At 64.6% G+C, this 13,960-nt stretch carries 12 protein-coding genes and 3 other RNA genes; 10 read left to right on the top strand and 5 right to left on the bottom strand.

Annotated elements, in window-relative coordinates:
• Nucleotides 1-56: 56 nt before the first annotated feature.
• Nucleotides 57-1,328 (bottom strand): GAF domain-containing sensor histidine kinase, encoded by a 1,272-nt coding sequence (locus tag QRM89_RS17145; RefSeq protein WP_285448549.1) that lies wholly within the window; start codon nt 1,326-1,328, stop codon nt 57-59.
• Between the two features lie 664 nt (nt 1,329-1,992).
• On the opposite strand from QRM89_RS17145, the gene QRM89_RS17140 reads away from it, so the two are divergent.
• The 3 genes from QRM89_RS17140 to QRM89_RS17130 all read left to right on the top strand — a co-directional run bounded on the left by QRM89_RS17140 (nt 1,993) and on the right by QRM89_RS17130 (nt 4,969).
• Complete coding sequence (locus QRM89_RS17140) at nt 1,993-2,409, top strand: DUF2231 domain-containing protein (RefSeq protein WP_103701584.1); 417 nt, start codon at nt 1,993-1,995, stop codon at nt 2,407-2,409.
• Nucleotides 2,406-3,716 carry a sorbosone dehydrogenase family protein gene (locus QRM89_RS17135; protein ID WP_116903026.1) on the top strand — a complete coding sequence of 437 codons (1,311 nt, stop codon included), beginning with the start codon at nt 2,406-2,408 and terminating at the stop codon, nt 3,714-3,716. The genes QRM89_RS17140 and QRM89_RS17135 overlap by 4 nt, the downstream gene beginning before the upstream one ends.
• 215 nt (nt 3,717-3,931) lie before the next feature.
• Nucleotides 3,932-4,969, top strand: a complete 1,038-nt coding sequence (locus QRM89_RS17130) for a Gfo/Idh/MocA family oxidoreductase (protein WP_285448548.1) — start codon at nt 3,932-3,934, stop codon at nt 4,967-4,969.
• A gap of 66 nt (nt 4,970-5,035) precedes the next feature.
• Here QRM89_RS17130 and QRM89_RS17125 read toward each other — a convergent pair.
• Nucleotides 5,036-5,110, bottom strand: a non-coding RNA gene (locus tag QRM89_RS17125) — sX9 sRNA.
• A gap of 249 nt (nt 5,111-5,359) precedes the next feature.
• On the opposite strand from QRM89_RS17125, the gene QRM89_RS17120 reads away from it, so the two are divergent.
• On the top strand, nt 5,360-6,043 hold the full coding sequence (locus tag QRM89_RS17120; protein WP_274298230.1) for a thermonuclease family protein: 684 nt from the start codon (nt 5,360-5,362) through the stop codon (nt 6,041-6,043).
• Between the two features lie 107 nt (nt 6,044-6,150).
• Here the strand turns inward: QRM89_RS17120 and QRM89_RS17115 are convergent, their stop codons facing one another.
• Nucleotides 6,151-8,241, bottom strand: a complete 2,091-nt coding sequence (locus QRM89_RS17115; RefSeq protein WP_274299730.1) for a M13 family metallopeptidase — start codon at nt 8,239-8,241, stop codon at nt 6,151-6,153.
• A 203-nt stretch (nt 8,242-8,444) separates the two neighbouring features.
• On the bottom strand, nt 8,445-9,320 hold the full coding sequence (locus QRM89_RS17110; protein WP_274298229.1) for an NmrA family NAD(P)-binding protein: 876 nt from the start codon (nt 9,318-9,320) through the stop codon (nt 8,445-8,447).
• 277 nt (nt 9,321-9,597) lie between these two features.
• On the opposite strand from QRM89_RS17110, the gene QRM89_RS17105 reads away from it, so the two are divergent.
• The 4 genes from QRM89_RS17105 (at nt 9,598) to QRM89_RS17090 (ending at nt 11,879) form a co-directional block, all read left to right on the top strand.
• Nucleotides 9,598-10,062: a DUF2946 family protein gene (locus tag QRM89_RS17105; RefSeq protein ID WP_285448547.1), complete on the top strand. Its 465-nt coding sequence runs from the start codon at nt 9,598-9,600 to the stop codon at nt 10,060-10,062.
• 388 nt (nt 10,063-10,450) lie between these two features.
• Nucleotides 10,451-11,062 carry an SCO family protein gene (locus QRM89_RS17100; protein WP_285448546.1) on the top strand — a complete coding sequence of 204 codons (612 nt, stop codon included), beginning with the start codon at nt 10,451-10,453 and terminating at the stop codon, nt 11,060-11,062.
• Nucleotides 11,063-11,123: 61 nt separating this feature from the next.
• A non-coding RNA gene (locus tag QRM89_RS17095) (sX9 sRNA) lies at nt 11,124-11,198 on the top strand.
• 102 nt (nt 11,199-11,300) lie between these two features.
• On the top strand, nt 11,301-11,879 hold the full coding sequence (locus tag QRM89_RS17090; RefSeq protein ID WP_274298226.1) for a copper chaperone PCu(A)C: 579 nt from the start codon (nt 11,301-11,303) through the stop codon (nt 11,877-11,879).
• 56 nt (nt 11,880-11,935) lie between these two features.
• Here the strand turns inward: QRM89_RS17090 and QRM89_RS17085 are convergent, their stop codons facing one another.
• Nucleotides 11,936-13,141: an MFS transporter gene (locus QRM89_RS17085; RefSeq protein WP_285448545.1), complete on the bottom strand. Its 1,206-nt coding sequence runs from the start codon at nt 13,139-13,141 to the stop codon at nt 11,936-11,938.
• Nucleotides 13,142-13,386: 245 nt separating this feature from the next.
• On the opposite strand from QRM89_RS17085, the gene QRM89_RS17080 reads away from it, so the two are divergent.
• Both QRM89_RS17080 and QRM89_RS17075 read left to right on the top strand, forming a co-directional pair.
• Nucleotides 13,387-13,803, top strand: a complete 417-nt coding sequence (locus QRM89_RS17080) for a helix-turn-helix domain-containing protein (protein ID WP_285448544.1) — start codon at nt 13,387-13,389, stop codon at nt 13,801-13,803.
• A 61-nt stretch (nt 13,804-13,864) separates the two neighbouring features.
• Nucleotides 13,865-13,939: non-coding RNA, sX9 sRNA (locus QRM89_RS17075), on the top strand.
• Nucleotides 13,940-13,960: the final 21 nt, after the last annotated feature.

The raw sequence follows: 13,960 nt of genomic DNA, 5'->3' as shown, positions 1-13,960 counted from the left end.
CGTGGGCGATCACGTTGCACGCCACTGGCGCCGTACGTCTTCGTGCAACGCAGGTGTTAGCCCTGCATCGCGCGCGGGCGTGCGTCGTCGCGGGCCAGCGCGTCTTCGTCGCCGGCATGCACGCTGTGCTGCGGCTGCGCCGGTGCGACCGGCATCTCGAAGGTAAAAGTGGTGCCGGCCAACAGGTCCGAGCTCACCGACAAGCGGCCCGCGTGCGCCTTGGCGATTTCCGCCGCGATATACAGCCCAAGCCCCAGACCTGGTTGCGGCGCGTCGTCGTCGTCGCGCGAGAACGGGCTGAACAACTTGGCGCGTTTTTCCGGCGCAATCACGCCGCCGTTGTGCACGCTCAGGTGCAGCATGCCGGCAGCCCGCCAGGCGCGCAGGGTGACCGGAATGTCGGGCGTGCCGTGCACGGCCGCATTACTGAGCAGGTTGGCGAACAGCTGTGACAACCGCGGCGCGTCGCAGACTATCTTGCCGCCAATGTGGATGTCGGCATGCAGGTCAGTGTGGCCGGTGGCGGAGCGGACTTCCTGCACCACCTCCAGCAGTCGACGCTCCAGCGCATCTTCCACGCGCAAGGTGACCGGAATGCCGCCACCCAGGCGCCCACGCGCGAAGTCGAGCACGTCATCCACCAGGCCGCCGATGCGGGTGAGGCTGGTGCGGATATGCCCAAGCAGCGACGCACCACGTGGCGATTGCGGCTCCAGCTGCAGCATTTCGGTGGCCATGCTGATCGACTGCAGCGGGCTGCGCAGATCGTGGCCCAGCACGGCGATGAACTGGTCGCGTAGCTCGCCTGCATCGTTGGCCGCAGACAGCGCCGTTGCCGCCTGCTGCAGCTTTTCTTCGGTCTCCAGCGAGTTGCCGATAAGCAGGGCGAACAACTCCAGCGACTTCAGGATATGCGCCTCGTCGAAGTTGGCCGGTGCGGAATCGATCGCGCACAGCGTGCCGAAAAAGCCGCCATCGCGCCGGAAGATCGGCACCGACACATAGCTTTCCAGCCCATACAACTTGGGCGTGTGGTGGTGCGCGTATACCGGATGCTGGCTGGCATGGCTGAAGATGACCGGCTTGGGCGACAGCCGGATCTCGTGGCAGATGGTCGATTCCAGTTCCAGCTGGCCGCCGGGCTTCAGGCCAAACCCCAGCGTGTCGTAGGTGGCGCAGGCCACCCAGCTGGTGTCGGTGACGCGGGCCACGGCGGTGAACCGCGAGCCGGTGATGTGGGCGACGGTTTCCAGGATCTGCGGCACGGCGGAGATTCTTTCGATCTCGGCGATGGCATTCAGCGCGGATGGAGCGGAGGAAGGGCGCATGGTGCGTCTCGCGGGCCGGAAGGGCGCACAAGCGGGCTGATCAGTCCGCGCGGCGCAAAGTGGCGCCAGTCTAGTGCCAATTGCCTGCGCGCTGGGCGGTGGCAGGCAAACGAACAGAGCTGCCAGATGGACGGGGCAGGCGGCAGGGCCTGCGGCCGGGGCCTTGCGATGGCCTGGACTGCATTGATCGCATCAAGAGGACAGAGCGATCCAGACAGTGGGGTGCTGGATCACGATCCCCGGCATCGGCAGACCGCATTCGTCACTGAGTTGGGGAATCGGGAATCGGGAATCGAGAGTGGGGAATGGGTAGAGGCAAGAGCACAGCAGGCGACTTCGATCATCAAGTCGGCTCGGCAGCTCAGTCTGGTCAACAACTCATGGTGGTTGCGTGCGCTTGGTGCTTCAAGACGATGCCGACGACGCACACGTCGAGCAACGTCTTGTGCATCGGTGGTGCCGCTGTTCCTGGAGGCATCCACCAGCGACGACTGCCTGGCGCGTCGCGTGCGCGCACCGGCAACGCGCGTGCACCCATGACCAACTGCCTGACGTGTGCGATCACGCGACGACGCGCGCCGCTGCATCCGCAAACATCACAAGCCTTAGCACACCACAGTGGCAGCATCGGCGCATTCCAAACACCGTTATAGAGGAGCCCGCCATGCAGTCGATTGCTGTCCCGCCACGAACATGGGCCATCCACCCGTTTCATGCAGCCGTGCTGGGGGGCGTGTTGCCGCTGTTCCTTGGCGCGTTGTTGAGCGACTACGCGTACTGGAGCAGCTACCAGATTCAGTGGAGCAACTTCGCCTCCTGGCTGCTTGTCGGCGCGATGGTGTTCACCAGCATCGCCTTGCTCTGCGGCATCGTCGGGCTCGTGCGCGGTAGCCGGCATGTGCTGTATGTCGCTGCGTTGGTGGCCACCTGGGTGATCGGTTTCTGGAACGCGTTGCATCATGCGCGCGACGCCTGGGCGATCATGCCGATGGCACTGGTGTTGTCGGTCATCGTCACGCTGTTGGCGCTGCTGGCCACCTGGGCGGGCTTCGCCAGTCTGCGGACGGGAGGTGCACGATGAGCCGCCGTCCATTTGCTGTGCTGGCGGTGTCCGCATTGGCCGCTGCACTGGCCGCCTGCGGCCAAGCACCGGATGCCAAACAACACGGCGCTGCGCCGGAGTTGCCGGCACCGCACCGTGGCTTGATGCCCGACATGTTGATTGCCAAACCCGCCGCATGGAACGACCGCCGTCCCACCGTGCCGGCCGGCTACAGCGTGTCCGCGATTGCGACCGGCCTGGGCATTCCGCGCCAAACCTTGGTGCTGCCCAATGGCGACATCCTGGTGGCCGAAGGACGCGGCGGCGGTGCGCCCAATCTCAAGCCCAAGGACGTGATCGCCGGCAAGATCAAGGCCAAAGGCACCAGTTCGGTAAAGAGCGGCAACCGGCTGACGTTGTTGCGCGACGCCGATGGCGACGGCACCTACGAACTCAAGACCGTGTTTGCCGACAAGCTCAATGCGCCCTACGGGTTGGCGCTGATCGGCAACGCCTTGTACGTCGCCAACCAGGACGCCCTGGTGCGCTTCGATTACAGCGAAGGCCAGACCAAGGCCAGCGGCGCGCCGACGGTGGTGACCGAGCTGCCGTCTGCCATCAACCATCACTGGACCAAGGCGCTCACCGCCAGCGCCGACGGGCGCTATCTGTATGTCGCCATCGGCTCCAACAGCAACATCACCGAACGCGGCATGCCCGCCGAAGTCGATCGCGCACGCATCTGGCAGGTGGATGCCGCCACCGGCGCACATAAGGCCTATGCCACCGGCCTGCGCAACCCCACCGCGCTGGCGATCCAGCCGGGGAGCGGCGCGCTGTGGGCCGTGGTCAACGAGCGCGACGAGATCGGCCCGAATCTGGTGCCCGATTATCTGACCTCCGTGCGCGAAGGCGGTTTCTATGGCTGGCCTTACAGCTACTGGGGCAAGAACGTGGATACGCGCGTGATGCCGCAGGATCCGCAAAAAGTGGCTTCCGCCATTGCACCGGATTACGCATTGGGCTCGCATGTGGCTGCACTCGGCGTTGCGTTCTCGTCCGCGGCCATGGGCGAGAAATTCGCAGACGGCGTCTTCGTTGGCGAACACGGCAGCTGGAACCGCGATCCGCCGGCGGGCTACAAGGTGGTGTTCGTGCCGTTCCGCGACGGCCGCCCGGCCGGCGACCCGATCGACTTCGTCTCCGGTTTCTACGGCGACGACGGGCTGACCCGTGGCCGCCCGGTCGGTGTCACCGTGGATCCGCGTGGCGCGCTGATCGTGGCCGACGATCTGGCCAACACCATCTGGCGTGTGACGCCAGCTGCGAAGCCGGCTGCTCCCTGATCGGCGTTCAACAGCGCTGAATCGGTGTGCCCGCTTCGAAGGAGGCGGGCACACGGCCGATGCGCGTTGGCATGGTCGGCGTGTGGAGTAGGCGTGCTGTTCGAAAAACGCGCTGGCATGGCGTGAGGTATCGTGGCCAACGTTCGAACGAGGCACACGCACGATGATGGAACGGCGCTTTGTTACCATCACGCCAGTCATAGAAAGGGCCATGCATGCCGTCGCTGACATTTCCCGAACCCGCGCTATTTGTTCCCAACCAGGGCGAGCCATCGCTGCGCTGGGGCATTCTGGGCCCCGGCGTCATCGCCACAGCTTTCGTCAAGGCCATGCGCGGCCATACCCGGCAACAGCCGTTCGCGGTGGCCTCGCGCTCGCGGGCACGTGCGGAGGCGTTTGCACAGGCCTGGTCCATCCCGCGTGCGTACGACAGTTACCAGGCACTGGTGGACGACCCGCAGGTCGACATCGTCTACATCGCCACGCCACACAGCGAACATCTGGCGCAGGGCTTGCTCGCGTTGCGCGCCGGCAAGCATGTGCTGATCGAAAAACCCATCACAACCTGCGCGGTAGACGCACGTGTATTGGTGCAGGAAGCCCGCGCCCGTGGGTTGTTTCTGATGGAGGCGATGTGGAGCCGTTACCTGCCGCATGCGCTGGTGCTCAGGGCCCTGGCCGAGAGCGGCGCGCTTGGCAGCGTGCGTCATGTCTTTGCGGACCTGAGTCAGTTGGGGCCCAGCGATCCTGCGCATCGGCAGCGCAATCCGGCGCTGGGTGGCGGCGCCTTGCTCGACCTGGGTGTTTACACCGTGCAGCTGTCGTCGATGCTGCTCGGCACACCGACGGCCATCACCGCAACCGGCGCACTCACTGACACCGGCGTGGATGCATTTTCCACACTGGTGCTCTCGCACGGCCAACACGCGCAGTCCACCTTGATCAGCTCGATCGTTGGCCGCAGTACGTCCACGGCTTACGTGAGCGGAACCGAGGCGCGCGTCGACCTGGGCGCCTCGTTCCACAATCCCACCACGCTGCAGCTGGCAGGCAACAGCGATGCCACTGCCGCAGCGCTGTGGCAGGACCCGACCGGCATCAGCGGCTATGACGGGCTCTGCTGGCAAGCGACCGCTGCCGCGCGTTTCATCGGCGAAGGGCGCACCGAATCGCCGCTGCATCCACTCGACGAAGTGGTGCAGATCATGACCACACTGGACACCGCACGCGCGCAGCTGGGCATGCGCAGTTAGGGGCGCAGCAGCGATGTGCGTGCACAGTGCCCGCGTTGCCGCCGGGTTGGGCGCGCCATTTAGAGCGGCTAACAAAACGTAGCGAGCAGTCGTCAGGTGGGTGCGGATGGCGCGGAGGAACCGGAATGTACGTGGGTACATGCCGATTCCGAGCACCGGCCGCGCCCGCCTGGCGGCTGCGCAGTCGTTTTGATAGCTGCTCTTAACACCGAACTGCCAATCCCTGCCCGTAACCGCTAAAGTGCCTGCCCCAAGGCAGGGCAGACGGTGGTGTCTGCCCTGGTGTCGAGCCCGATGGATTGCTCGACGTCACACGCAACCGCAACGTTGCACCAAGGCCAGCGCGCACGGATGTCCTGCGCTGCCTGATGTAGAAGGATGTTGTTGTTGATGTGGTTCAGAGCTTGGTTGTGCGTTGTTGGTGCGCTCACTGTTTCACCCGCCTTGGCGGCAGACCTGATCGGTCGCGCCACCGTCACCGATGGCGATACCCTCACCGTGGCGCAGCAGCGCATTCGTCTGTGGGGGATCGACGCGCCGGAGAGCGCGCAGCAATGCACCGCCCGCAATGGCCAGGCTTGGCCGTGCGGCCGGCGCGCCGCAGCTGCACTGGATGCATACGTGCAAGACCAAACGGTGCGCTGCCAGCCCAAAGATACCGATCGCTACGGGCGCGTCGTGGCCGAGTGCTTCGTGCAAGGCCAGTCGATCAACGCGTGGATGGTGCGTGCGGGCTGGGCCGTGGCGTATCGGCAATACGCCACCGCGTTTGTCGCTGATGAAGCCATTGCCCGCCAGCAGGCGAGCCAGCTGTGGAGCGGCAGCTTCCAGACCCCATCGGAGTACCGGCGCGCAAAACGCAATGCTTCTGCCAAGCCAGCGGCAGGCACGTCCGCACCGATCAATGCCCGTTGCACCATCAAGGGCAATGTCTCGGCGAAAGGCGCCAAGATCTTCCATTTGCCCGGACAGCGCGACTACGCAAAGACACGTATCGCTCCGGCCCATGGCGAGCGGATGTTCTGCAGCGTCAGGGAAGCACTGGATGCGGGCTGGCGCCCGGCGCAGCGTTGACCTGCAGCGCATTCGCCGATCAAAATCCGTAGGCGCTCATAGCCCTGCGCCGGCCCGCCAATGCAGCGAACCCGTGTCTGCGTCCTCCCGCAGGCGTAGGTATGGCCTTACCAGATCACGACGCGGTCCTGTTCCGATCGGACCATCGCGTCGCCCGGCTTGCATCCAAACGCAGTGGCGAACTGCGGCATATTCGACGGCGATGCATTCGTGCGGACCGCGTAGGGCGCATGACCATCCGAATTGAGCAAGCTGAGCTGTTTCTCCTCGCGCATGGTGCCGCGCCACAGTCTTGCCCAGCCGAGAAAGAGGCGCTGTTGCGGCGTAAATCCATCGATATCCGCACCACGCTCTGGATGCCGCTGCAGATTGGCCTGCAACGCATCGAACGCGATATTGATGCCACCGAGGTCGGCAATGTTCTCTCCCAGCGTCAGTTCGCCGTTGACGTGCACGTCCGGCTTGTTCGGCAGCGGGGTGTAGGCGTTGAACTGGGTGACCAGCTTGCTGGCGCGCGCAGTGAAGGCGGCCAGATCGGCGGGGGCCCACCAGTTGACGTTGGTGCCAACCGCATTGAACTTGCTGCCTTGATCGTCGAACCCGTGGGTTGCCTCGTGGCCCATTACGGCACCAATGGCGCCGTAATTCAGCGCGTCGTCCGCGGTCACATCAAAGAAGGGAGGACGCAACACCGCCGCCGGGAAATTGATGCTGTTGTCCAGCGAAAAATAGAACGCGTTGACGGTTTGCGGCGTGGTGAACCAGGCGTTCCGGTCCGCTGGCTTGCCGACCTTGGCAAGCTCATAGCGATAGTTGAACGCAGCAGCTGTCTCCACATTGCGTAAATAGGCGTCGCGCTCGAAGTGCAAGCCCGACCAGCTACGCCAATGATCTGGGTAGCCAACCTTGACGACGAATCCTGCCCATTTCTTCAATGCAGCGGACTTGGTCTCCGCTGACATCCAGTCTGCCTGCTGGATCCGTAGCTTGAGTGCCTGGCGGATGTTCTCGATCAGCTCTGTTGCGCGCTGCTTGGCTTCAGGGGTGAACATCTTTGCCACATACAGCTGGCCAAGACCCTCGCCGATCGCTTCATTGGTCGCAAACAGCACGCGCTTCCAGCGCGGCCGCTGCGCCTGCTGTCCGTCCATGGTCTTGTAGCGGAACGCGAAGCGGTTATCGACAAACGGCTTGCTCAGGGCGAACGCCGCATCATCAATCGTGCGAAAGCGTAGATAGGCCTGCCATTGCGAGACAGGCAACGCCTTCAACAGGTGGTCGAAGCCTGCAAAGAAGCGCGGCTGCGAGAGCGAGAAACGCTGATCTGTGCTCAACCCCTGCGCGGCCAGATACGCCTTCCACGAGAAATGCGGCGTCACTGCGTCGGCCTGTGCAACGCTGACCAGATGGTATTGGGTCTTTGGGTCGCGCGCTTCGACCGGACTCAGCGATGCCGCTGCGAGCGCCGTTTCAACCTGCAAGACCTGCTTGGCCTGCACTGTTGCAGCCTCGGGCGTCGCGCCGGTCAGGACGAAGGACTGGGTGATGTAAGCCAGATACGCCTTGCGAATGTCGGCGTAGCGCGGGGCGGTGTAATACTCCTTCGATGGCAGCGTCATGCCGTTCTCTTCGGCATAGGCGATCACCTTCGACGCATCCTGGAAATCCGGGTAGGCGCCGAACTTGAAGACCAGCCCGGCACCTTGGGTATTGCGTGCAGCAATGAAATTGGCAACGTCCTGCGGCGTTTTCAGCGCTTCAATCTGCGCGAGCCGCGGGCGAATGGGTGCATCGCCCAGACGCTGGATCGTGGCTTCGTCCATACCGGACGCGTAGAACGTGCCCACCAGTTGCTCAACCGACCCCTCCACAGGTTTCGATCGGCCCAGCGCCTCCACGATCTCGCGCTGGGCAGCATCGCTTTCATCCTGCAGCGTTGGGTAGCTGCCAACTTCCGTCTCATCGGGAGGAATGGTTGTCTTGGCAAGCCACTTGGAATTGACGAAGCCGTTGAGGTCCTGGCAGGCGCTGATGGTGGGCTGCAGTTCCTGCGGGTCAAACGCTGCGCGCTGTGGAGCGTGTTGCGGTGCGGCTGCCGGTGGCGCGGTTGCGCCTGGCGCTGTGGCCGGATCGCGCTTGCAAGCGCTCAACGCCATCACGGTGGCAACGGTGAGCAATGCGTTCCTGGAAAGAGTCATTGCGCCATCGCAGGGGAGGAGGGAGCAGCAACGTACAGGCTTGCCCTGCACGTCGGGGGCTCGCATGAAGAATGTTGAGCATTGCGTACGTTTCGGATTCACGTCCGCTGCGTCACTGCGCAGCCCGTGATGGGCTACGCGGCATGTTGCCAACTGCGGTAACGCAGCCACGTACGGGCGCTGCGTCCGCATGCGAGCTACTGTCAGCTGGGTGTTGCAGCCGATGCCGAAACGTCACGCAACCACTGTGCCACCGAGCGCGGGGCCAGCCCAAGTAAGTGTTGAGCACTGCTTGCCGGATCGATGGTGTTTGCCGAAGCCTGCCAGAGCGCCTGATAGAAACCGGCGATCCCCGCGGCAGCCGGCCCCAGCATCGGCTCGAGAAGTTTGCCGAAGTCAGCCGGTAATACAGCGCGGAAAGCCACGCTGCGCTGCAGCTGCTTCGCCATGCCGGCCGCGAGATCGCTGCCGAGCAGGCCGGGGAGGTGACCCACGCCAACTACACCGCGTAATTCCGGCATCTCGAACAACTGCACGACCACCTCGGCAACATCCAGATGCGAACTCCAGGAGACCGCGAAATCCTCACGAATCGGGTAGCCGAGAACGCCCTCGGCACGCGCGCCGCCAATCACCATGGGCAGCAGCAGGTTCTCCAGGAACAGCCGCGGCGCCACCACCGCAGTGGAGACGCCAGTGGCCTGCACACCTTCGATCAGCACGGTGATTGCCGCACTTGCCGGCGCCTGCAGCGCGTTGCCGGGGGCATCAACGATGCTGCCGCTGGTGGAGATCACCACCCGAGCCGGCCTGGCCGCAGCGATCGCTGCGACGATGGCATTCGCCTGTGCAAGGCGCGCCTCTTCCGGGGCGACCGGCAAATGGATAAAGACACCCGCAGCACCGCGATACGCCTCGGTAAGCGACTGCACGGAGGTGTTGTCGACACGGATGGCGGCGGTGCCTGCATGCGCATCGGGGTGACGCACTGCTGCAACGGCATGCTTTCCGGCAGCCAGCAGCTGTGTGAGGACGGGGGCGCCCTGAGCGCCGGTAGCACCGTGGATGATGTAGGTCATTGCATGCTCCTGTATGAGCGGTTGGATGGATGGCGCCGGAGCATGGGAGGCGTCCATCGGTTACTTCAACTGCACTAATGGAAACTGGCTGAATGCTTCGCGCATCGTGCAGAGGCGCTGCATGTCGAAGCGATGCAGGCGGCTGTGCTGCCATCTGTCAACGCAGCACTGGTCCACGGCGCCCCCTCATTACCCTGCAACGCGCCGACACTGAGCTGGGCTGGCGCTGCGACAATGCGTCGCAGCCCGGCCGCTGTTTTTTCATTACACTTCGCCGGTGTCCACGCCACTTCCCCCTTTGCGCCGATTGATGCAGCACCTGGCCTGCCTGGCCGTGGTGTTGTTGGTGTGCGCGCCGTTGGTGAGCCGAACACTCAATGGCGCACAGCGTTTTCTGGATGCGCCGCTGTGCCAGAGCCAACCCGATCAGGCTGGCAATGCCACGCGCTCGGTGCTGTTGCTTGCCAAGATCGCTGGCGGTGAAAGTCCGGCGAGCATCAACAGTGCAGCACCGGATGCCTGGCCGGGCAGCATGCACCACGAAGATCATGGAGCAGCGCATGGAGCATTGGCCTGCGATTACTGCGTGCTCTCGGCAAGACTATTGCCGTGGCTGTTGGTCGTCTTGCTGGTGTTCCCCTTACTGCGCGCGGTCGTTCCCGGCGAAGGAACCGTAGCGCCTGAGTCCTTCAAGGCGCGATGGCGCGCGCATACGCCACGTGGGCCACCGCTGCAGGCCTGAATACGCTGAGTGAGTGTGTCAGCGCTGGGCGTTGCCCACGGCTGGCTGCGTTTTACGTGCTTTGGAGCGTTTCGTATGTCGTCTATTTCTCTGCCGCCACCTGCGGCGGCAACGCCCTGCGTTGTCTTGGTGACCTTGCTCCCAACCTTGGCGCTGGTCACCGATGCAGATATCAGGCGTGTGTCCCAGCGCAGCGTCAACCCGCGCCAATCACCGAGCGCGCGCGCCAACCAACCGCAGTGCCCAGGCCAAGCGTGCGAATCCGACAACGCGATCGAACCGGATGCCGCCTAGCGTGTCGCATTCGACAACCTATCCACGCGCTTACCGTGAGGGTCAGCGCATGCAGGCCGGCAGTGCCGTCTGCAGACAACGAAAGGAGTTACACATGCGGGGTGTTGTAAGCCAGTTAAAACGGCTGGGAATACAGTGCATCGTGCTGGGCATGGCGTGTGCCATCGCTGGGTGCGGACAATGGGGGAGCTCGTTCTCACCCACCGGCACGGACCTCAGCAGCATGGGGCGGGGCGTGGATTTCTATCTGAAAGATACTGAAGGCACTCCACGGCCATTGCGCAGCTTTCGCGGCAAGGTGCTGGTGCTGTTCTTCGGCTTCACCAATTGCCCGGATGTCTGCCCAACCACCCTGGCGCGTGCCGCGCAGGTGAAGCGCGCATTGGGGGCGGATGCGGCGCAGGTGCAATTCGCCTTCGCCACGCTGGATCCGCAACGCGATGTTCCCAACGTGCTGCGCACCTACGTCAAAGCCTTCGATCCTGACTTCATCGGCCTCACCGGCAGTGAAGGGGAGATTCGGGTGGCGGCAGATAATCTCAAAGTGGTGTATGCCAAGGTGCCGATGGGCAAGACCTATACCATCGACCATTCCACGCGCAGTTTTGTGTTCGATCGCGAAGGCAAATTACGCGTTGGCCTCACCCATGAGCAGACGGTTGAAACCGTTGCCGCCGATATTCGCCAGGTGCTGGCACTGCAGTAAGAGCAGCTATCAAAACTACTGCGCAGCCGCCAGGCGGGCGCGGCCGGTGCTCGGAATCCTCATGTACGCCAGTACACTCCGGTTCCTCCGCGCCGTCCGCACCCACCTGACGACTGCTCGCTACGTTTTGTTAGCCGCTCTAAGTGGCGCCAGCGTGCGACACCGCTCCATCCCATCCCATCCCGTGCCGGCACACACGCCGCCACGCATCGCCACACGACGTAGACGGAGAACACCGATGAGCACACGTTTATTACTGCTGGTTGCGATCAGTGCATTGACGCTGGCCGCCTGCAAGGGCACGCAAGCACCGGATGCTGCACAGTCGCCGGCAACCCCAGCTGCCACCGCCGATACGCCGGCACCTGCGACACCCCCGGCAACGACCCCTACCACCGCCGCTGCATCGGTGGTAGCAGAGAACGCCTGGTCGCGCGCAACGCCGCCTGGCGCGCCGGTGGCTGGCGGCTACGTCACCTTGCGCAATCAATCCAGCACGCCAGACCGGCTGGTCGCGGTGGAGTCGCCGGCCAGCGCGCAGGTGGAGTTGCATGACATGCGCATGGACGGTGGCGTCATGAAGATGCGGCGCCTCGATGACGGGCTGGTGCTGCCACCGGGCGAAACGGTCGTGCTGGGGCCGGGTGGCACCCACCTGATGTTCATCGGGCCGCATGCGCCGTTCGAAGTCGGCAAGCCGGTCATGGCGACCCTCGTCTTCGAACATGCGCCACGGGTGGAGCTGCGCTTCGATGTGCGTGCGATGGGCGCTGCAGCGCCGGACGGTGATCACCACCACGCCGGACACATGCAGTGATCGATGCCGGGCTGCTGTGTGTGCTGCGGCGCGATCGGCAGTACCGGCCGGCGGTGCTAGCCGGAGCCCGCGCGGGCTGTGCGCCACAGCGGCCACAGCCCGACCAGGCCCAGCAATGGGCCTGGCAGCAGCACCCAGGCAATCTGCAGGCCAAGCGTCTCCACCAGCTGAGTGGTAAGCCCGATGGCGACCACGGTGATCGCAAAGCCGACCGCGTTCTGCATGGAGAGGGCGCTGCCCACCAGCCCCGGCGGGCAGGCGCGCGCGGCCAGTGCGGAGAACTGCGGCGAATCGGCCACAACGCTAGCGCCCCAGAGCAGCATCAATGCGACAGTGGCTGGAGCCGACCATGCGCCAACCAACGGAAATGCCGCACAGCACAGCGCCGAGAGCAGCAACGCAACCGCCGCAACACGCGCACTGCCGAGCCGGCTGCTGAGCTGCCCGCCCACCACGCAGCCGACTGCACCGGCGGCAATGACGCAGAACGCCAGTGCCGCCGGGTGCATCCCGAGCGCCTGTGCCAGCCCCGCCTGTGCGATCAACAAAGGCGTCAGCGTCCACATCGCATACAGCTCCCACATATGCCCGAAGTACCCCAGCGTGGCCGCGCGGAAATCCTTGACCGCAAACGCCTGCCAGACCGCACCCACCGCCAGCCTGGTTGGCGCACCGCCTGGGCGTTGCGCGCCGGGCCCCAGCCGCAGGATCATCCATGCGGCAATGCCGGCCAAGCCGGAGGCCACCAGGATCGGCATCTGCCAGGGCAGCGCGGCGCCCAGCGCCTTGATGCCTTGCGGCAGCGCGGTACCCAGGGTCAGCATGCCGACCAGCCATGCCAGTGCCTTGCCAGCGTGCTGGGGCGCCCAGCGCACCACCAGCTTCATGCCGATGGGATAGATGCCTGCAAGGCTGAGCCCCACCAGGAAGCGCCACACCAGACCACTCGCCACCCCATCGGCGAACACCGCAAAGCCCAGGTTGCAGGCCGCGCCGGCGATCGCGCAGGTGGCAAAGATCCGGTGGGCCGCAAAGCGGTCGGCCAGCCCGCTCAACGCAAAGCTCAAGGTGCCGATAATGAAACCGAGCTGCGTGGCGATGGTGAGCACACCGATGCTGGCCGGGCCACTGGCCCATTGCCGCATCAGATCCTCGGCCGCGCTATTGACCGAAAACCACAACGAGGTGCCCAGCAATTGCGCCAGGATGATCACCACCAGTGCGTGCTTCGATCCTGCGGGATGGTCCTGGGTTGCGCGCATCGTGCAAGGCCTCGTGCGTGGGCGCGTGCTGCAGGCTGTCAGTGCGGCCGGCACAATGCGCGTGGATGTCTGGAACAACACCACACCGCCAGCCGTGCAGGCACGCGGTGCAGCAGCATCCACACCGTGCACCTGCTGCAGCCTGCGCGCAACGCAGGAGCTGCAAGCGGGCAGGGCACACCTGCTGCCGCTGCACCATGGGCGAGCGCCCTTGCTCCAGTCAACTGCACCGATGGACGGCGCGCATGAGCACTGCAAAAGAACCCTACTGCGGCGTTGCGCGGTTCCTGCTGTTGCTGGAGGGGCCGTGGGCGTCGTTGATCGTGCGCGAACTGCTCGCCGGGCCGCGCAGGTTCACCGAACTCAGGAGTGCCTTGTTCGGCATCAGCGCACACACGCTGACCCATCGCTTACGGCAATTCGAAACGGCCGGCCTGGTGGTACGCACCGCTTATGCGGAAACGCCACCGCGTGTGGTCTACGCCCTGACGCCACGGGGCGAGGAGCTGCGTGCGGTGTTCGACGCCATGCGCGTCTGGGGCGAATCGCTGCCACCGCCCGAGACTCTGGTAGAACCACCGCAGGCCGGCGTTGCGCTCACCCTGCGCGAGATCGCCGGCGGTTGCCCGCTGAGCAGAGCCTCCGACCCGGAGCAGGACTAAGAGCCTCCATCAAAACGACTGCGCAGCCGCCAGGCGGGCGCGGCCGGTGCTCTAAATCGGTATTTACCCCCGTACACTCCGGTTCCTCCGCGCCGTCTGCACCCAACTGGCGATTGCTCGCTACGTTTTGTTAGCCGCTCTAAGCGCCGTGTGCGCA

This window comes from Xanthomonas sp. LMC-A-07, from assembly GCF_030208825.1.
Classification (GTDB): Bacteria; Pseudomonadota; Gammaproteobacteria; order Xanthomonadales; family Xanthomonadaceae; genus Xanthomonas; species Xanthomonas campestris.
The sequence above is the reverse complement of the archived record's forward strand: the minus strand, read 5'-3'. Positions and strand labels throughout refer to the sequence as shown.

Excerpts from the sequence above, each read along its gene's own strand:
- QRM89_RS17100 (WP_285448546.1), top strand. The coding sequence starts at position 10,451 with ATGCGGGGTGTTGTAAGCCAGTTAAAACGGCTGGGAATACAGTGCATC.
- QRM89_RS17145 (WP_285448549.1), bottom strand. The coding sequence starts at position 1,328 with ATGCGCCCTTCCTCCGCTCCATCCGCGCTGAATGCCATCGCCGAGATC.
- QRM89_RS17085 (WP_285448545.1), bottom strand. The coding sequence starts at position 13,141 with ATGCGCGCAACCCAGGACCATCCCGCAGGATCGAAGCACGCACTGGTG.
- QRM89_RS17110 (WP_274298229.1), bottom strand. The coding sequence starts at position 9,320 with ATGACCTACATCATCCACGGTGCTACCGGCGCTCAGGGCGCCCCCGTC.
- QRM89_RS17080 (WP_285448544.1), top strand. The coding sequence starts at position 13,387 with ATGAGCACTGCAAAAGAACCCTACTGCGGCGTTGCGCGGTTCCTGCTG.
- QRM89_RS17130 (WP_285448548.1), top strand. The coding sequence starts at position 3,932 with ATGCCGTCGCTGACATTTCCCGAACCCGCGCTATTTGTTCCCAACCAG.
- QRM89_RS17140 (WP_103701584.1), top strand. The coding sequence starts at position 1,993 with ATGCAGTCGATTGCTGTCCCGCCACGAACATGGGCCATCCACCCGTTT.
- QRM89_RS17115 (WP_274299730.1), bottom strand. The coding sequence starts at position 8,241 with ATGACTCTTTCCAGGAACGCATTGCTCACCGTTGCCACCGTGATGGCG.
- QRM89_RS17135 (WP_116903026.1), top strand. The coding sequence starts at position 2,406 with ATGAGCCGCCGTCCATTTGCTGTGCTGGCGGTGTCCGCATTGGCCGCT.
- QRM89_RS17120 (WP_274298230.1), top strand. The coding sequence starts at position 5,360 with ATGTGGTTCAGAGCTTGGTTGTGCGTTGTTGGTGCGCTCACTGTTTCA.
- QRM89_RS17090 (WP_274298226.1), top strand. The coding sequence starts at position 11,301 with ATGAGCACACGTTTATTACTGCTGGTTGCGATCAGTGCATTGACGCTG.